This window comes from Gramella sp. Hel_I_59 (assembly GCF_006714895.1).
Classification (GTDB): Bacteria; Bacteroidota; Bacteroidia; order Flavobacteriales; family Flavobacteriaceae; genus Christiangramia.
Genome location: NZ_VFME01000001.1, coordinates 1,372,444 through 1,390,126, shown reverse-complemented (window position 1 = coordinate 1,390,126; position 17,683 = coordinate 1,372,444). Strand labels below are relative to the sequence as shown.

Here is a 17,683-nt window from a genome sequence, read left to right as displayed (position 1 = left end):
CCTGAAATGGTTGCGTGAATTCTCTATGGAATCCACTTTTTTTCGAAATTTGGTTTCCTTTTCTCTAAAAATGCATCTCTACCCTCTTTGGCTTCATCTGTCATATAAGCCAGTCTGGTGACCTCACCAGCAAATACCTGCTGCCCTACCATCCCATCATCGGTAAGATTCATAGCAAACTTCAGCATTTTTATGGAAGTCGGTGATTTTTCTAAAATTTCCTGAGCCCATTCAAAGGCAGTAGTTTCCAATTCTTCATGTGGGATCACGGCGTTCACCATACCCATTTCATAAGCTTCCTGAGCAGAATAGTTTCTTCCTAAAAAGAAGATCTCTCTGGCTTTCTTCTGTCCCACCATCTTTGCAAGGTATGCAGAGCCATAGCCGGCGTCAAAACTGGTGACGTCTGCATCTGTCTGCTTGAAGATTGCATGTTCCTTAGAAGCCAGCGTAAGATCGCAGACCACATGTAAACTGTGACCACCACCTACTGCCCAACCGGGAACCACACAGATCACTGCTTTTGGCATAAATCTAATTAGCCGTTGTACTTCAAGAATATTCAGCCTGTGATATCCATCTTCACCTACATAACCCTGGTGGCCTCTAGCCTTCTGGTCTCCGCCACTACAAAATGCCCATTTTCCATCTTTTGTAGAAGGTCCTTCAGCAGAAAGTAGTACCACACCAATCGAAGTATCTTCATGTGCATCCTGAAAAGCATGCAGAAGCTCTGAAGTTGTTTTTGGTCTGAAGGCATTTCTAACATCTGATCGGTTAAATGCTATTCTTGCAACCCCGTCTGCCTTCTTATAGGTTATATCATCATATTCACGTACTGTTTTCCAGTTTATCGTAGCCATACAAATAGTTTTCAGTAAAAATAAAGTTTTAAGTTCACTTCAGAAAGTAGATAAAAAAACCTGTTCCAGAGAACAGGTTTAGATCATACTTGACAGCAATTAATTATTGCATATATTTTGCCATCATAGGTTGTAATTCCATTCCCCAGGCCTGGCCTATCTCCATAGCTTTTTTCGTTATGTCTGGAGTAAGTTCAACCATCTTCTCTCCTACCGGTGTAGCATAGAATGCAAGAATCTCATCAAGTTCTTCTTCTGTAAACTTTTCAGTATAGATCACCGCCATTTTCTTATACAATTCCTCAGTGCTGGCAGAAAGTTCTTTCTTAAATTCTTCTCTTTTATCTTCAGCAACCATTTTCACGATCGGCTCGGTCATAATATCAAATTGCTGACCTGAAGTAAGCTCTATTAATTTGATTGCTTTTGTTTCTTCTGAAGTCATTTGCTCCTGCGCCATAGAGGTGAATCCAATAAACGCAACTCCAATACTCCATATTAATCTTTTCATATTTGTGTTCGATTTTATAATTTGGAAGTGAAAATAATAGTTTTTGCAAAACTGTTTCAATAATTTTTAAAAGAATTGGAACATATTTAATGTTTTTGCACCATTTTTGATATTCTTCAGAAAAAAACTGATCATGAGAATTCTTTACATCCTACTTTTTTTGCTGGCAGGTTTTAGTACTTCTGCTCAGGAATTCGGGTATTGGGATCGTAAGGACTTCGAAATTGGTAACCGTGGTATCCAAAACGACTGGAAAGATTTCAGTTTTAACTGGCAGCAACCTTCAGAATTTAATATTTCTGATGGTTCTTTTATGCATCTTCGGAATGATATTCAGAAAGACCAGATCGATATGCTGGCGATCATAGACAAATCAAATAGAAATAAAATTACGCGTGAAATTGACCTTGGATCTCCGCTTCCGCAGAGAACCAGAGAAAAGAAAATTTTTGAAGTGACGGGAAGTATCCAGGCTAGAGATAGAAATGATTCCTTTAGCAACCCATTCTACAATCCTTTCCTGAACAATTACAATCAGCGTAGTTATGGAGTGAGAAGATATAATACTCCGTATCGATATATCTATTGATCCTGCTCTTCCTCTTTTAAAGTGATTCCGTCTTCATTCAGATCAATTTGCCTGTTCTTGTAAAGGCTACCAATTGCTTTTTTAAAGCTCTTTTTACTCATTTGCAATCTGGATTTGATATCTGCAGGATCAGACTTATCTGTTAGATCAATAAAACCTCCTGAAGACTCGAGCTTATCAAGAATTTTCTGAGCATTTGGCTCGATACTTCGATATCCCGGCCTTTGCAACATGATATCGATCTTATTATCGGTTCTTATTTTCTTAATAAAACCTCTTAGAGAATCACCAATTCGCAGTTTTTTAAAGACTTCATCGTGATAGATCAAACCTAAGTGCAACTGGTTAATGATCACATTAAAACCAAGGTCGGTTTCGTTACTCACGATTAGATCCACCTCTTCAAATGGTTCTACGGTAAGTTCAGAATTATCAAGAAATGCATGTACTTTGGAAGATGCAGTAAGTCGTTCTGTTTCAAGATCCAGGTAACAGAACACAAGATAGCGCTCTCCTTTTTGCATAGGGATCACCTGTTCCTTAAATGGAACAAAAAGATGCTTCTCCAGTCCCCAATCCAGGAATGCCCCGAATTTACTAACCTCAACACAGGTAAGATTTTCGAATTGATCTAACTTGATCTTAGGCTTCAAAGTTGTTGCTACCGGTCTTTCTGAATGATCCAGGTACACAAAAACATTGATCTTATCATAGACCATCCAGGTTTCAGGAACGTATTTATTAGGCAAAAGCACCTCATCACCGGCATCGTTCTCAAGATACACACCGTGATCACTTTCTCTAATAATACTTAATTCATGGTATTCTCCTAACCTGATCATAGTCTAAAAATTTAGCATACAAAGATACTGTTAATCAGCAATAAAAAAATCCGTTTATGAGATTATCACACAAACGGATTTTATATATGGTTGAAGTAATCTATTTGTACATACTTTCCTTACCAAAATGCTTGGTTAGAAGGTAGTAAATCACCACTCTGTATTTATTACGATTTGATTTTCCATACTTTTCCATAACCTGGCTAATAGCTTCGTCTGCCTTCTCTCCATCAGTCACTCCAAGTTTTTTCATAACGAAGTTGTTCTTTACTGTTTCAACTTCAGATTTACTGGAAGCAGCAACAGTTTCAGCATCGGCGTTATAAATACTTGGACCCATGGATTGAGCCAGTTTCCGCAGAAGATCCACATCAGGATTATCCTCTCCTACTTTGGTTTTAAGGTCATCTATATACTGACCTACTTTTTCATCAAGTTTACTCATGATCTAAATTTTAAGTTTTAGCTCAGGTAAGTTAATAAAAAAGTGAAAATAGAAGCCTATAACAGCCGACTAAGATTTCATAAAACTGAAATATTCCAGCAATACCTTGTCGTTCATTTTACGCGGAGTAAAAATTTCAAGCAATTTAGGTTTTTCAGAAGCATCAAAGAAATCTTTCAGTTCATGCTCTATTTCCTGTTCATTGGTAGCTTTGGAATAGTCAAAGCCATACAGCTCACAAACAGGCTTCGCCTGCAATTCATGAGTAGTTTCGAAAAAAGTGTCAAAATTCTCTGAATCTTTATTTCCCGGCAATATTCTGAAAATACCTCCACCACTATTATTCAGTAAAATAATGCGGTAATTGGATGGTATATGATCATTCCACAGTGCATTACTGTCATAAAAGAAGCTTAAATCACCCGTAATAAACAAAACAGGTTTATCTGAAGCTATCGCTGCTCCAATAGAAGTTGATGTACTACCATCAATCCCACTGGTTCCTCGATTACAAAAAGTGTTCAGACTTCGATCCCATTCGAAAAGCTGCGCATATCTAATGGTAGAACTATTCGCGAAATGCACGATACTATGATCTGGCACCTCTGGCGCGATCAATTGCATCGCTTTAAGATCTGAATATGGGATCTCAGACATGTATTCTTCGTGGCGATGCTGCCGTTTAGATTTTATATCTTTCCAGAAATTTCCATAATCGCTGGCAAATGTCTCAGTAAGCGGTATAAATGAATGAAAGAAATCATTCACCTCTGTTTCAAAATGTTTATTAAGACAAAAGAAGGTATTATAAGCCTTTTTAGAATCTACATGCCAGTGATGCTTAGGATTGTAATTACGCAGAAAGTTTTTGATCTTTTTTGATACGATCATTCCGCCGAAAGTGAGCAAAATATCAGGTTGCAATTTTCTGAATAATTCCTCTTTATTTTCTTCCTTTTCGATAGGTCCTACCAACGTATCGATCCTGGTAAAAAAATCTGGATGATGAATATTCGATGTGGTTTCAGTAAAAACGATCACGCTGGGATCTTTAGCAAGCATGTCAAGAAACTTCTGTTCTATAAGGTTTGGCTGGGCCACCCCGACGATCACCATCTTACGCTTGGCGCTATTCCACTCCTGTACATAGCTGTTCAATTGCGCTTCTGTATAGTGCTTCTCATTCACCTCGGGAAGGATCTGTAAAGGATCTACTTCTATATGTTCTACCGTATCATAAAGTGGCTCGTAGAAAGGCACATTAATATGTACAGGCCCCTTTTCTTCTATCGCTTTATTCAAAGCCAGGTTGATTTCCCGTTCGTTATGTTTTCGTGCTTCAAATTGTTTCTGCTGAAGCTTGGTATCTTCAGATTGATGTTCCAGTACCAGTTCAGAATAGAGATTGGCAGAATACAGAATATGATTTTCGAAAACGTTCTTCTGCCTGATGGTTTGTCCATCACCAATATCAATACGCTCTATGGGCCGATCTGCGGAAATTACCACCAATGGAATATCGCTGTAAAATGCTTCAGCGATCGCCGGATAATAGTTTAGCAATGCCGAACCTGAAGTACAGACCAGTGCCACCGGTGTTCTCTTTTGTTGAGCAATTCCCAACGCGAAAAATGCTGCACAACGCTCATCTACAATACTATAAGCTGTAATATCATCATGATGCGTAAAACCGATCGTTAAGGGCGCATTCCTCGAACCTGGCGAAATTACTACATGCTTAATATTCTTGGCAACGCAAAGAGCTACCACAGACCTCGCTACCGGAATTTTTGAATATTTCATAGACTTCCAAAATTAGTATTTACGTCTAAGCTGGAAAGAGTTTTTGAAGCTTATTTAACAAGAACCCTGCGCATGGTGACAGATTTATTCACCGTCTCATACCATTCTTCCCCTGCATTGGAATCTTTAGTGATGCCACCACCAACAAAAATCTTTGCGATATCCTGCTCCAGTTTCATGCAACGAAGATTTACATAAAGGTTAGAAACTCTGGAAATCGATGCAAATTGCTGATTTTCTTGATTTCTTCGGTTCGAATTCCTCTTCACTTCCTTACTGAGTTGAACTTCCCCCAGATATCCACTATAATATTCTCTGTCCATTTCTTCATTCTGAAGGATAAATTGTAGTGCCTCAGCTTTCGGTATACCACAAATCGCCGGTGTAGGATGAAGCGCCGTCACGATTCTGGAAAGTGCAGAACTGGAATCAAAAGACCCCTGAATATCTGTTCTTATATGCAGCAGATTTCCTGCTCTTACATTATAAGGCTCTCCGATCTTTAGTTCTTTTACTTCTGAAATCTTTTGCAACTCTTTATCGATATAACTGGTTACAATTGCCTGCTCCTCTATTTCTTTTTGACGCCAGGTAATTTCCGAACCTTCTTCGTAAAGCTGGGTGCCGGCAAGAGCCATCGTTTTAAATCTATTACGTTCAGAATGCAAAAGAGTTTCCGGAGTAGCGCCCATCCAGGTGCCGGTTTCCGGATGATACCAGAAATAGACGAAAGCCTCCTCATACCTGTCGAGTAGTCTTCTAAAAATGGGAATGGGATCGGGGTCGTGGACCTTTACCTTTTCAGCCCTTGCCAGTACGATCTTATCAATACTACTATTTTTGATCTGATCGATCCCAGATTGCACTAATTGTTCATGCTTGACCTGGTCCTGAGAATTCCTTGCCGGCATGGGTTGCTCAGGCTGTGGGGGAACTGGCTGACTTACTGGTCGGTTTTCGTAATTACAATTAAAAACTTCAGCTTCATCAATAGGAATAAGCAGCGATTGATTTAAAGAATCAAAGGCAGCAAATACAAATCCCGGCGTCTGCAGGCCTTCGCCACTATAGCTTTCCGCAGAGGTTTGACAGATCAGTTTCACACTTTTTTCCCCAGGTTTCCGATAGGCGACAAATGGAAATTCTTTATCGGTCTGAGTTCTTATACTGGCAAATAATTCTTCTTCTGTGATCATTTGGTTTCTTTTGGAAGAGCAATTGTCGTTAACTTCACCAGGGAGATCAGGCGATCCTCCTCATCTGTGATCTTTATTTCAAATAATTGCGTGGTTCTACCTTTATGAATAAAAGTCGCTTTGGCATAAACCCATCCTTCTTTTACACTTCTAAGATGGTTCGCAGCGATCTCAATACCCCGAATAAAAAAGTTATCGGTATCCAGAAAAACATAACTGGCCATACTTCCAACACTTTCTGCCAGGGCTACCGTCGCACCGCCATGTAAAACTCCATCAGGTTGATGGACTCTTGAATTCACCGGCATTTTAGCGATCAGGTAATCTTCCCCAATTTCAGAAAACTCTATTTCAAGGGTTTCCATAAGTGTGTTCTTACAGACCTTTTTTGAAAGTTGCAGTACTTCTTCCTTCGTCATCTTTTAAAAGATTGGTTTATTTGTAAAAATACAAAACCTGCGACAACCATGAGTAAGGAGAAAAGTCTTTCTTATACCATTCACAACACCTATTCTACCTTGAATGAACATTCTGAAAATACCAGAACTGTATGGCTAGTGCTCCACGGAATAGGTTATTTAAGCAGGTATTTTATAAGACATTTTAATCATCTGGATGCTGAGAATTATATCATTGCTCCACAGGCTCAATCGAAATATTATCTCAATGGAGAATACAGGCATATGGGCGCTTCCTGGCTTACCCGGGAGAATCTTGAAGCTGAGATTGAAAACGTGCTGAAGTATCTTGACGCTGTTTATGATGCTGAAGATCTTTCAAATGTTCATAAACTGAATATTCTTGGATATTCACAAGGTGTTTCTGTCGCTACCAGGTTCGTAGCCAGACGCAAAATTAAATGCGCCAATCTTATTATGCACTCCGGAAAAGTACCACAAGAACTTAATAAGGCAGATTTCGAGTTTCTGAAAGAAACCAATTTTCATTTTATCTATGGAACACAGGATGAATACCTCAAAAAAGGGATCATAGAAGTTGAAGAATCCAGATTGAAGGAAATATTTGGAGAGGAGATCAATATTCATGCTTTTGAAGGTGGACACGAACTAAACCAGGAAATTATCACTAAAATTGCTAAAACCAGCTAATGCCGAAAAGTAGATCAATTTTGAGATCTTTGGGTCCGGGCTTTTTGCTTGCCGGAGCCGCAATTGGAGTTTCGCATTTAGTACAGGCGACCAGAGCCGGTGCAGATTACGGATTCTTACTCATCTGGATCTTATTGCTCGCGTGCATTACTAAATATCCATTTCTCGAATTCGGTCCCAGGTACGCTGCTTCCAGTGGTGAACATCTCATTCAGGGTTACAGGCGTCTGGGTAAATTGCCTTATGCACTGTTTATCTTTATTACGGTGGGTAGCATGTTCATTATTCAGGCTGCAGTTACGATCGTAACCGCCGGTCTTGCTGAACGACTTTTTGGAATGGCCTGGGGAACTTTTAGCTGGAGTCTTATAATTTCTGCCATTTGTATCGCTTTACTACTTATAGGAAGATACCCGGCACTGGACAAATCCATGAAATTCATCGTTAGCTTACTTGGGTTGGCTACTTTGATCGCAGTCGTATTGGCGTTTGGTGACGGGAGGCTTGATCGTTCGCTATCCATTGCATCACCAGATCTCTGGAATACGGCAAGTATAGCTTTTATCATTGCCTTTATGGGTTGGATGCCAATTCCGTTAGATGCCGCCGTATGGCATTCGATCTGGACCAGGGAAAAATCGGTATCTACTGGAAAAATAAGTATAAGGGAAGCATTTGCAGATTTCAACGTGGGTTACCTCGCCGCTGCAATTATTGGTCTGTTATTTTTTCTAATGGGAGCACTTATAATGTTCGGTTCCAATACAGAATTTTCCGGGAACGGTGTGGAATTTTCGGGACAGTTGGTAGCGCTTTATGGAGCCACTTTGGGACCTTGGAGCGAAACACTGGTGGCTATCGCTGCCCTAATCGCTATGTTCTCCACGACCCTTGCGGTTACAGATGCCTTCCCCCGGGTGCTTTCTGAAGTTTACATGATCGAAAAACCTGATGCAACAACCTCTGAAAAATGGAATTCCTACCGACTGGCAATTTTTATCATTCCAGCTGTTGCCCTGGTGATCCTCTCCTATTTTAGCATGACTTTTACGGTGCTGATAGATTTCGCTACAGCTTTATCATTTCTATCAGCTCCCTTGCTCGCATGGTTCAATTATAAACTCGTGACCGGCAACAATATGAGAAAAGAAGACCAGCCTGGTAAGCAGTACCGAATTTTTAGTTTATGCTGCCTTGTGGTGCTGGTTCTCTTCAATTTTGTTTATATCTATACTTTGCTAAATTGAAAGATCCTTATCGCTACCAGTTACTTTAGTATCCGTTAGCGTTTTCAAATAAGCTACCAGATCAGCCTGTTCGTCTTCATTGAGTTCCAGGTTATTAAATGGTAGGGTTTGATGTGGCAGATCAAAGCCCAATCCAGCTCCACCTCCTTTATTATAAAAGTCAATTACCTGCTCAAGATTCGTATAAACTCCGTTGTGCATGTATGGAGCAGTTAAAGCTATATTTCGCACTCCAGGAGTTTTGAACATTCCTTTATGCTCTTCAACTCTATAGCTCCAGTAAAAACCGGTATCATCGTCCAGCTTATTATTCGCGGCTGTTTCTGGAACACCTATGATCTCCTTTTCGGTTTCAGTATAGAATGGCGGAACGGTTCCATTGGTGAGGGGTAAAAAATGACAGGTCGCACAGAGGGCTTTACCGGCAAATAAATTAAACCCGCGTTTTTCCTGCTCTGTAAATGTGTTTTCCTTGCCAGAAATATTACGGTCAAATTTACTATTCATTCCATTCAGCGTGGAAATATATGCAGACAATGCTTTAATAAGTTCAGTATTACCCCGCGGAATACCACCAAAAGTCTCTTGGATCATTTCCTGATAGGTGGAATCCTGTAAAATCTCTTCGGAAAATTCATGCACTCCGGTATCAAATTCTTTTTTATTAGTAAATACTGAAGAGATTTGTCCCATCAAACCTTCAGATCTACCATCCCAGAAAAATCCTCGTTGATAAACCGAATTTATAAGGGTAGGTGTATTTCTACTAAGCTCCATTCCCTGATTATCTTTACTGAAAGTCAACCCATCTGCATAGGCCTTTTCTGGAAGATGACAGGTTGCGCACGCCATACGTCCATTCTTTGAAAGCTTTTTCTCGAAAAATAATTTCTCACCAAGCGCTACTTTCATTCCAGAATTCTTTCTGTTTACATTCTGCATGAAATATTCAGGCTTGAAACTATCCTCTTCGAAAAATGTTGGTGCATTGAAATTAAAAGGTTGATTGGCAGTACCTTCCCAAAGTCCCGAAGTATTTCTTATTTGCAGCCATAAACTTGTGATATCGTTCAAATACTCTCTGGTAAACTCGTAACGATCAAACGTCTCGAAATCTGTATTCTCTTTCAGATATTTAGCTGAACTTATAAGCTTTTGCTGAAATCTTTTATCCAAATCTATGTCCTTCTGCTGGATAATTTTTCGAAGGGTGAGAACATATACCTCATTCAAGGCTCTTAACGAGACTGCCGCCTCCTCTATCCCCAAATGACTAACTGGAGTATCAAATCCAGTGATCGAATGACTAAGGATCCTGAGTAATTGTTGCTGCGTTGCAATAAAAAAGCGTTCTGTGGTTAACTCTCGCTTGTCTATATTCTTCTGAAGGTTTCCCATTAATCCCAGGGTAACTTTCAGTTCTTCCTGAAATTCCTGCGCTGTAACTTCCCTATCATAAATACTTTCCTCTATCTTTTGCAATCCAACCGCCGGCATAAACCTGGAATTATCCTCAAGAAAGACTGGAAGTGCAGGTCCATTTACACGATGTCCCACTGCAGGATTTAAATACGCCGCAAAGGGTTCTGCTTTTTTCCATTCCTGTCTTGCTTTCTTAAAAAGCTCTTTATTAGAAGGATCATCCAGACCATTATTTTTTATTTCAGATAAATGCTGAATACTGTTATTTAACGAATTTTGGTAGAATTTGTGCGCCTGAGTCCAGCCCTGATTATTTTCAGAATTAAGAGCAAGATATTCCGATTCTTACTTACAGGAAAACTGGGCAATTAGAATGATTGCCAGAAGTATTTTTTTGAACATATTTCTATAAATAAGAACAGGTCTTCGTAAAAACGAAGACCTGTAGAAACTAAAATTGGAATTATCTAGGTAACCCTCTTAGTAAAACTATTTGTGATGCCTGGTCATCTTCACGGTCAGCATTGGTATGACCGTCTAAATTCATGAAATCACTACTTTCCCAATAGTGCGGTTGTACAGCGAGAAGAAAAGTTCCCGGTTCTCCAAGTTTGTCTGAAACATCTATTAATGAACCAAATTCTCCACTAAAACCTGTAGAATTATCTGGATCCAGGTCCTGTCTTACAATAAGTTCAAGCACATGCTGAATATTCTGTCCGTTTAAATCTGACTGATAGATATATGCAGAATGTCCTCTACTAAAGCTGTTTGGATCTTCCTGGATATAAACGAAATTTTCAGTAACACAGATATTATCAGGACTTTGCAGAGCTCCTAAATTTCCATCCATGTTGTTGGTATCTGTATTTCCACTAACGATCTGAGTTAGTTTACCTGAAAGTGGAGAATTTTCGTCCAATTCAAGTTTATATACCGTACCCCAGTCGTTATAAGTACCTCTACCTGGACCTCTACCGGTTACCGCGAAATATACATTTCTAGCATTAGAATCGGCTCCTTTCTGATAATCCACGTCTTCAACTCTCATAAATTGAGTAGCAAGCACATTGGAACTAGCGGTTTCCATTTCATCTTTAGTGAGATCTTTACCATTCTCGATCTCAACAAATTCTACTTCGTAGGTGGATTGAAGATCAAAACTTGACTCATTATAGACAACATCAGATTCTACAGCTTTTTTTCCATCCATCCCATCTGAAATTTCTTTCGCACGAAGCACATAGATCTTCCCGTTTTCCAGGTCGTCATCAGCATTTTCAGAATAATAAAGCACCACCTGTCCTTCAGATCCAGAGGAGTCATCATCGCCTCCAATGATTACAGTCTTTCCAGTGTACGCATCCTTAGGAAGTGGTACAGCGTTTTCCCAGGAAAATTCTCCAAGTGCATCAAGTCCGAAATCTGCCTGCGGAGTTGGATTTTCTACCCATGGATCTATCCCTTTTACATCGTAATTGATACTTTCTGAAGCTGAAAGGAAAAGATCTTTGGATCCACCATGAATACTGGCTTCCCACATAGTAGCAGAACATTGACGCGCATAATCTGAAACACCTGAGTTCAATAGATAGTCTCCGCTTACTGGGTTCATGTATTGGTCAAACCTAATTCTCGCAACTGCATAGCTATCTTCACAGTTCACCACGTACATGTAACCGTCACCGTCTTTTAGAAATCCTGCTCCATCAGCAGAACCTGCAAGTTGGAAATCATCTCCTACCACATCTGGTGTACTCAGTAAAGAATAAGCCTGAACGAAGCTGAATTGAGGCGACATGCTAACTAGTGGATCTACCGCACTTTTATTTTCGAATATTTCGGGAGCTGGTGTAAAATCCTCTCCATCCTGGCCATCCTCTCCATTGATACCATCTACACCATCCTGACCATCGGTTCCATTTGTACCATCTACACCGTCTTCAGCTTCGCAACCGCTGATCGCCAATGATAAGGCGGCTAGTAAAAATAGCCGACTCATAAAATTTGTAATTCTGTTCATTTGAAAAATAATTTAAGTTGTTTAGTTGTGATAAAAATACAGTTTGAACTCAGCCAGGATGTTAAGCCACTGTAGTACTTAAATTATCTTAAAATCACTTTTAGGTTAAGACGTTAAGTTTGCTTTAATTCGAGAAATATTCATATTGCGGAAACCTATTTAATATTAAAAACCGCTAAGAGAATAGTGCAAATTGTAAGATAACTGTTATAGATACGGTCCAGTTTGCAAATGAACGGCACATTGGGTTAGACCAGGTTCCAAACAAAAAAACCTCGCATTTCTGCGAGGTTTTTCTAAAATATATTGATTGTGAATTACTTCACTTCTTCAAAATCTACATCTTCTACATCATCTGCACCCTGAGAGGCTCCACCATCTGCTGCTCCACCTTCAGCGCCTGTAGCACCTTGCTGTGGTCCGCCTGGCTGACCGCCCTGAGCTTCTGCTTGAGCTTTGTACATTTCTTCTGATGCAGTCTTCCATGCCTCATTCAATTTGTCTAAAGCTGGAGAAATTTGCTCAATCTCCTTAGTTTCGTAAGCTTTTTTCAATTCTTCTAAAGCTTCTTCCACTGGCTTCTTCTTGTCTTCAGAGATCTTATCTCCAAATTCTTTCAGTTGCTTTTCAGTCTGGAAGATCATGCTGTCTGCTTCGTTAAGCTTATCAACTTTTTCTTTAGCCTGCTTATCGGTTTCAGCATTTGCTTCAGCTTCCTTCTTCATTTTCTCGATTTCCTCTTCAGTTAATCCTGAAGAAGCTTCGATACGAATATCCTGAGATTTTCCAGTTGCTTTGTCTGTAGCACTTACTTTAATGATACCATTGGCATCAATATCGAAAGTTACTTCAATTTGCGGAGTTCCTCTTTGCGCTGGTGGAATACCATCTAAGTGGAATCTACCAATCGTCTTATTATCTGTCGCCATTGGACGCTCTCCCTGAAGTACGTGGATCTCCACTGAAGGCTGATTGTCTGCCGCCGTAGAGAAAGTCTGTGACTTCTTCGTTGGGATCGTAGTATTCGACTCGATAAGTTTCGTGTTCACTCCTCCCATGGTTTCGATACCTAGAGAAAGTGGAGTTACATCAAGAAGCAATACATCTTTAACATCTCCTGTAAGTACACCTCCCTGGATAGCAGCACCAATTGCTACAACCTCATCTGGGTTTACACCTTTTGAAGGTTTTTTTCCGAAGAAAGCTTCAACTTCTTCCTGAATCTTAGGAATACGAGTTGATCCACCAACAAGAATTACCTCATCGATATCGCTCTTAGAAAGACCTGCATCACTAAGTGCCTTTTTCACCGGCTCCATAGATCTTGTTACAAGTTCAGAAGCTAATTGTTCGAACTTAGATCTAGTGATAGTTTCTACAAGGTGTTTTGGTCCACTAGAAGTTGCAGTTACGTATGGAAGGTTGATCTCTGTTTGAGTAGAAGATGATAATTCAATCTTCGCCTTTTCAGATGCTTCCTTCAAACGTTGAAGTGCCATTGGATCTTTTCTTAGGTCGATATCTTCTGCTTTCTGGAAGCTATCAGCCAGGTAGTCGATCAATACTTCATCAAAGTCATCTCCCCCAAGGTGAGTATCACCATTAGTAGAAAGTACTTCAAATACACCATCACCTAGTTCAAGAATAGAAATATCAAATGTACCACCACCAAGGTCATACACAGCGATCTTCTGATCCTGAGATTTTTTATCCAATCCGTAAGCAAGTGCTGCAGCGGTTGGTTCGTTTATTATTCTTCTTACTTTAAGACCTGCGATTTCACCAGCTTCTTTCGTTGCGTGACGTTGAGAATCATTAAAGTATGCAGGCACTGTAATTACAGCCTCCGTTACATCATGTCCAAGATAATCTTCAGCGGTTTTCTTCATTTTCTGAAGCACCATTGCTGAAAGTTCCTGCGGAGTATAAAGACGACCATCGATATCCACACGTGGAGTATCATTATCACCTTTAGTTACTTTATAAGGTACTCTACCTGCTTCTCTTTCAGATTCTGAGAATTTATTTCCCATAAACCTTTTAATAGAAGCTACCGTTTTAGTTGGGTTAGTTACCGCCTGACGCTTTGCAGGGTCACCTACTTTTATTTCTCCACCTTCTACAAATGCAATTACAGATGGTGTTGTTCTTTTTCCTTCGGCATTAGGTATCACTGTTGGCTCACTACCTTCCATTACGGCAACGCAGGAGTTAGTGGTACCCAAGTCAATTCCAATTATTTTACTCATAACTATATAACTTGTTTTATGTTAGTTTATCAATTTTACACTCACTTGAAGTCAATCATTATGCCAGCGCTTTTCTTATGACAGACTGTCATTTTTAAAATTCAACCCTGTCATTACTGAGTAATACTCCTTTGATTTCTTCGGAATATTATTTTCGCAATTATATATGGGTAGCTTTATCAAATCCTTACTTTTGTGCTCAAATAATTTTATCTGAATGCGAAAAATCGAATGCATTAGTGTTTTTGATATGCTGAAGGTGGGCGTTGGTCCATCCAGTTCTCATACTCTTGGACCATGGCGGGCAGCTCAACGCTGGGTCGCTGAGTTGAAGTCTAAAGAAAGGTTCGACCAGGTGGAAAAGATTCATGTAGATCTTTATGGATCTCTAAGTCTTACCGGGAAAGGTCACGCTACAGATATTGCTACGGTTCTGGGCTTGCTGGGACATGATCCTGTAACTATGGATATTGAAATCCTCGATTCCGAGATTAGCAACGTTCGTGAAACCGGCAGAATATTATTAAATGGCGAACGAGAAATAGAATTCTCTATCTCTGAAAATATAAAATTTAATAGAAAATTTCTCGAATTTCACCCTAACGGAATGACATTTCGAGCATGTCTATTCAATGGCAAGAAAACTTCTTCTTCGTTCTATTCCATTGGAGGCGGATTCGTGGTTAAAAAAGAACGTAAGAACGCCAGCAAGAAAATGAAGAATTTTCAGAATTTCCCTTTCTCCATTGAAAAGGCAACTGAATTACTGGCATTTTGTAAACAGGAAAATAAAACCATTTCTGAAATTGTACTTGAAAATGAACGTTCTCTGCGTACAGATGAAGAGATCGACGCGAACTTCAAACAGATCTGGAATGTAATGCTGGAGTCCATGTATATTGGATGTCATACTGAAGGTACACTTCCAGGTGGTCTTAATGTGAAACGACGCGCTTTTGAAATGCATCAGCGTTTAATTGGTGATACTTCCTATACTAATGTAGAGGACTGGATTCCTGCCATTCGACAAACCGAAGTGAAATTCCGCCAGATCCTTAAATGGGTTACCTGCTTTGCTTTAAGTGTGAATGAAGTTAATGCATCCCTTGGAAGGGTTGTTACCGCTCCCACTAATGGTAGTGCGGGAACTGTACCGGCTGTTTTAATGTATTACCTCTGTATAGAAAACCACGATGCTACTTACGAGGATATTAAAAGATTTATGCTGGTTGCCGGCGAAGTCGGAAGCCTTTTCAAAAAAGGAGCTACCATTTCTGCAGCCATGGGTGGTTGCCAGGCAGAGATTGGGGTTTCATCAGCGATGGCCGCAGGTGGTCTTACCGAATTGATGGGAGGAACCCCGGAACAGGTTTTAATGGCCAGTGAGATTGCCATGGAACATCATTTAGGTTTAACCTGTGATCCTATTGCTGGTTTAGTACAGGTTCCATGTATCGAAAGAAATGCAATGGGAGCGATCAAAGCGATCAATGCTGCTGAAATTGCCATGGAAAGTGATGCAAGTCGCGCTAAGGTCCCACTGGATAAAGTGATCGAGACGATGTGGGAAACCGCAAAGGATATGAATAAGAAGTATAAAGAAACTTCTGAAGGTGGTCTTGCAGTTAAAGTAAGCCTAAGTGATTGCTAATATTAAAGGAAAAACCCACCCTGATTGTATTATATTTCAAGGTGGGTTATCATTTTAACTTCAATTATTTAATCGCCGCCAGTTTTTCGAAAACCCTGGCAACAACTTCTGCTCCCGGATCTGGAACATTCTTTAAACTATCTTCTGAGAGATAAGAAGACCTACCAAATTTAGTATTGGTGATTTCTTTAGTAGCATTAGCTCCTTTTCGTGCAGCCGACTTTACCTTCTCCATACTTTCTCCATTAGCGATCGCTTCAAAAGCTGGTTGCAGGGCATCAATCATCGTACGCTCCCCTTGTTTCGCGCCACCATAATCCTTCATTTTATCCAATCCGCTTAATAGAGCTTTTCCCAGGTCATCATTTTCTTTCAATGCGTTTCCAGCTCTGGTAAATAAGAGTGAAAAAAGTACACCGCTGGAACCACCTATTTCTCTGGAAAAGATTCTACCTATACTTATGAATAGTTCCCAGTTTTTAGCATATGGCAACCTGTCAATAACTTCCAGTACATTCTTACCAGCACTTGCAAAGGTAGAACCGGCATCCCCATCTCCTACTTTTTCATCCAGAGCATTGATCTCATCCTTCATGTCGATCAATTCTTCAGCAATTTCCTTAAGCAACTTCTTAGTGCTGGCATTTTCCGAAGATTCAAAAGGAAGAGTTTCCGGAAGTTCCGGACTGTTGATCGAACTGGCTTTTCCAAATTCACTGATGAACCAGGAAGCAGGATCACAGGTTGCCAGCAAAGCTTCACTAATCTCTTCATCCAGTTGCACGACAGAGATGGAAAAACCTTTCATGTTTAGCGAAGTCATAAAACTTCCGGGACCTACGAGCAATTTTATATTTTCGGCCATTGAAGTTTTACTGAAAGAATTCAGTAAAACATTCATTTCAACCGGAGTAACACTTCCAAGATTATTCAAAATAAGCGCATACTCATCTCCGCTTGTATATTCCTGAAGTTTTTCCACTGCAGTTTCCATAAGCTCATCAGCTTTCGCCACAGCTATTTTTTCAACTCCTGGTTCCCCGTGAATTCCAAGACCCAATTCAGCTTCAGATTCATCTAAACGAGATTCCTCTTTTCCCTGAAATTTCTGTCCTTCCTCTAACGAAAGACCTATGGAATAAGAATTTTGCGCAACTCTTTTCACTAGCTCTAAAATCTCTTCAAGTGACTTTCCTTTTTCAGATAAATATCCCGCCGATTTATGTACGAAAAGCGTTCCGGCTAATCCTCTTTGTTCTGTATCTTCTCCTAAAGCTATATCATCTCCAACGATAATCGTTTCAACTTTATAACCCATTTCCCTGGCCTGCTCTGCCGCAAGACCAAAATTAAGTCGGTCTCCTGTATAGTTCTTGATTACCAAAAGACAGCCTTTATCACCTGCCGTCGCTATAATTGCGGAAAGCACTGCATCTACCGAAGGAGAAGCAAAAATATCACCACATACTGCTGCCGTGAGCATTCCCTTCCCAACAAATCCCGCATGAGTTGGCTCGTGACCAGATCCACCGCCAGAAATAATTGCTACTTTCGATTTATCCCAATCCTTCCGCAAAACTACACGAACCTCAGGGAAATTATCCAGTCTGGTAAGCTTGGGATTAGTAAGCAATCCTTCTATTCCCTCATTTACAACCTGATCTGCTTCATTTATAAAAAACTTCATAATCCTATTTTTCTTAAAGATAAAAAACACGAAAATCTAAGCTTTT

15 protein-coding genes are annotated in these 17,683 nt (G+C 40.0%); 4 read left to right on the top strand and 11 right to left on the bottom strand.

Annotated features, from left to right (window positions below; translation table 11 throughout):
• Positions 1-23: 23 nt before the first annotated feature.
• The gene (locus JM79_RS06375) at positions 24-863 is read right to left on the bottom strand and encodes a 1,4-dihydroxy-2-naphthoyl-CoA synthase (RefSeq protein WP_141877346.1); all 840 of its coding nucleotides are present in this window, start codon (positions 861-863) and stop codon (positions 24-26) included.
• Positions 864-966: 103 nt separating this feature from the next.
• Positions 967-1,374, bottom strand: coding sequence for a DUF2059 domain-containing protein (locus JM79_RS06370; RefSeq protein ID WP_141877345.1), 408 nt, complete (start codon positions 1,372-1,374; stop codon positions 967-969).
• 133 nt (positions 1,375-1,507) lie between these two features.
• Here JM79_RS06370 and JM79_RS06365 point away from each other — a divergent pair, with 133 nt between their 5' ends.
• Positions 1,508-1,963 (top strand): hypothetical protein, encoded by a 456-nt coding sequence (locus JM79_RS06365; RefSeq protein WP_141877344.1) that lies wholly within the window; start codon positions 1,508-1,510, stop codon positions 1,961-1,963.
• Here the strand turns inward: JM79_RS06365 and JM79_RS06360 are convergent.
• The 5 genes from JM79_RS06360 to JM79_RS06340 all read right to left on the bottom strand — a co-directional run bounded on the left by JM79_RS06360 (position 1,957) and on the right by JM79_RS06340 (position 6,668).
• Entirely contained in the window at positions 1,957-2,805 is an 849-nt protein-coding gene (locus tag JM79_RS06360) for a S1-like domain-containing RNA-binding protein (RefSeq protein ID WP_141877343.1), read from the bottom strand. The genes JM79_RS06365 and JM79_RS06360 overlap by 7 nt on opposite strands.
• Positions 2,806-2,905: 100 nt before the next feature.
• Complete coding sequence (locus tag JM79_RS06355; RefSeq protein ID WP_141877342.1) at positions 2,906-3,250, bottom strand: DUF2853 family protein; 345 nt, start codon at positions 3,248-3,250, stop codon at positions 2,906-2,908.
• Positions 3,251-3,319: 69 nt separating this feature from the next.
• On the bottom strand, positions 3,320-5,053 hold the full coding sequence (gene menD, locus JM79_RS06350; protein ID WP_141877341.1) for a 2-succinyl-5-enolpyruvyl-6-hydroxy-3-cyclohexene-1-carboxylic-acid synthase: 1,734 nt from the start codon (positions 5,051-5,053) through the stop codon (positions 3,320-3,322).
• Between the two features lie 50 nt (positions 5,054-5,103).
• A complete protein-coding gene (locus JM79_RS06345; RefSeq protein ID WP_141877340.1) occupies positions 5,104-6,249 on the bottom strand; it encodes a chorismate-binding protein in 1,146 nt (381 codons plus the stop codon).
• Positions 6,246-6,668 carry a hotdog fold thioesterase gene (locus JM79_RS06340; protein ID WP_141877339.1) on the bottom strand — a complete coding sequence of 141 codons (423 nt, stop codon included), beginning with the start codon at positions 6,666-6,668 and terminating at the stop codon, positions 6,246-6,248. Before JM79_RS06340 ends, JM79_RS06345 begins: the two co-directional genes overlap by 4 nt.
• A 48-nt stretch (positions 6,669-6,716) precedes the next feature.
• On the opposite strand from JM79_RS06340, the gene JM79_RS06335 reads away from it, so the two are divergent.
• Together JM79_RS06335 and JM79_RS06330 are read left to right on the top strand one after the other, a co-directional pair.
• A complete protein-coding gene (locus JM79_RS06335; protein ID WP_141877338.1) occupies positions 6,717-7,358 on the top strand; it encodes an esterase in 642 nt (213 codons plus the stop codon).
• On the top strand, positions 7,358-8,605 hold the full coding sequence (locus JM79_RS06330; protein WP_141877337.1) for an Nramp family divalent metal transporter: 1,248 nt from the start codon (positions 7,358-7,360) through the stop codon (positions 8,603-8,605). Before JM79_RS06335 ends, JM79_RS06330 begins: the two co-directional genes overlap by 1 nt.
• Here the strand turns inward: JM79_RS06330 and JM79_RS06325 are convergent.
• The 3 genes from JM79_RS06325 to dnaK all read right to left on the bottom strand — a co-directional run bounded on the left by JM79_RS06325 (position 8,597) and on the right by dnaK (position 14,299).
• Entirely contained in the window at positions 8,597-10,162 is a 1,566-nt protein-coding gene (locus JM79_RS06325; RefSeq protein ID WP_260443389.1) for a cytochrome c peroxidase, read from the bottom strand. The genes JM79_RS06330 and JM79_RS06325 overlap by 9 nt on opposite strands.
• 328 nt (positions 10,163-10,490) lie before the next feature.
• On the bottom strand, positions 10,491-12,050 hold the full coding sequence (locus JM79_RS06320; RefSeq protein ID WP_141877335.1) for a hypothetical protein: 1,560 nt from the start codon (positions 12,048-12,050) through the stop codon (positions 10,491-10,493).
• A 317-nt stretch (positions 12,051-12,367) separates the two neighbouring features.
• Positions 12,368-14,299, bottom strand: a complete 1,932-nt coding sequence (gene dnaK / locus JM79_RS06315) for a molecular chaperone DnaK (RefSeq protein ID WP_141877334.1) — start codon at positions 14,297-14,299, stop codon at positions 12,368-12,370.
• 217 nt (positions 14,300-14,516) lie between these two features.
• Between dnaK and JM79_RS06310 the strand changes: the two genes are divergently transcribed.
• Positions 14,517-15,950 (top strand): L-serine ammonia-lyase, encoded by a 1,434-nt coding sequence (locus tag JM79_RS06310; protein WP_141877333.1) that lies wholly within the window; start codon positions 14,517-14,519, stop codon positions 15,948-15,950.
• Positions 15,951-16,014: 64 nt separating this feature from the next.
• On the opposite strand, the gene JM79_RS06305 is transcribed toward JM79_RS06310, so the two are convergent.
• On the bottom strand, positions 16,015-17,637 hold the full coding sequence (locus JM79_RS06305) for a dihydroxyacetone kinase subunit DhaK (protein ID WP_141877332.1): 1,623 nt from the start codon (positions 17,635-17,637) through the stop codon (positions 16,015-16,017).
• Positions 17,638-17,683: the final 46 nt, after the last annotated feature.

Bases quoted from the DNA above. Each gene is read 5' to 3' on its own strand.
- JM79_RS06375 (WP_141877346.1), bottom strand. From the start codon at position 863: ATGGCTACGATAAACTGGAAAACAGTACGTGAATATGATGATATAACC.
- JM79_RS06370 (WP_141877345.1), bottom strand. From the start codon at position 1,374: ATGAAAAGATTAATATGGAGTATTGGAGTTGCGTTTATTGGATTCACC.
- JM79_RS06365 (WP_141877344.1), top strand. From the start codon at position 1,508: ATGAGAATTCTTTACATCCTACTTTTTTTGCTGGCAGGTTTTAGTACT.
- JM79_RS06360 (WP_141877343.1), bottom strand. From the start codon at position 2,805: ATGATCAGGTTAGGAGAATACCATGAATTAAGTATTATTAGAGAAAGT.
- JM79_RS06355 (WP_141877342.1), bottom strand. From the start codon at position 3,250: ATGAGTAAACTTGATGAAAAAGTAGGTCAGTATATAGATGACCTTAAA.
- menD (WP_141877341.1), bottom strand. From the start codon at position 5,053: ATGAAATATTCAAAAATTCCGGTAGCGAGGTCTGTGGTAGCTCTTTGC.
- JM79_RS06345 (WP_141877340.1), bottom strand. From the start codon at position 6,249: ATGATCACAGAAGAAGAATTATTTGCCAGTATAAGAACTCAGACCGAT.
- JM79_RS06340 (WP_141877339.1), bottom strand. From the start codon at position 6,668: ATGACGAAGGAAGAAGTACTGCAACTTTCAAAAAAGGTCTGTAAGAAC.
- JM79_RS06335 (WP_141877338.1), top strand. From the start codon at position 6,717: ATGAGTAAGGAGAAAAGTCTTTCTTATACCATTCACAACACCTATTCT.
- JM79_RS06330 (WP_141877337.1), top strand. From the start codon at position 7,358: ATGCCGAAAAGTAGATCAATTTTGAGATCTTTGGGTCCGGGCTTTTTG.
- JM79_RS06320 (WP_141877335.1), bottom strand. From the start codon at position 12,050: ATGAACAGAATTACAAATTTTATGAGTCGGCTATTTTTACTAGCCGCC.
- dnaK (WP_141877334.1), bottom strand. From the start codon at position 14,299: ATGAGTAAAATAATTGGAATTGACTTGGGTACCACTAACTCCTGCGTT.
- JM79_RS06310 (WP_141877333.1), top strand. From the start codon at position 14,517: ATGCGAAAAATCGAATGCATTAGTGTTTTTGATATGCTGAAGGTGGGC.
- JM79_RS06305 (WP_141877332.1), bottom strand. From the start codon at position 17,637: ATGAAGTTTTTTATAAATGAAGCAGATCAGGTTGTAAATGAGGGAATA.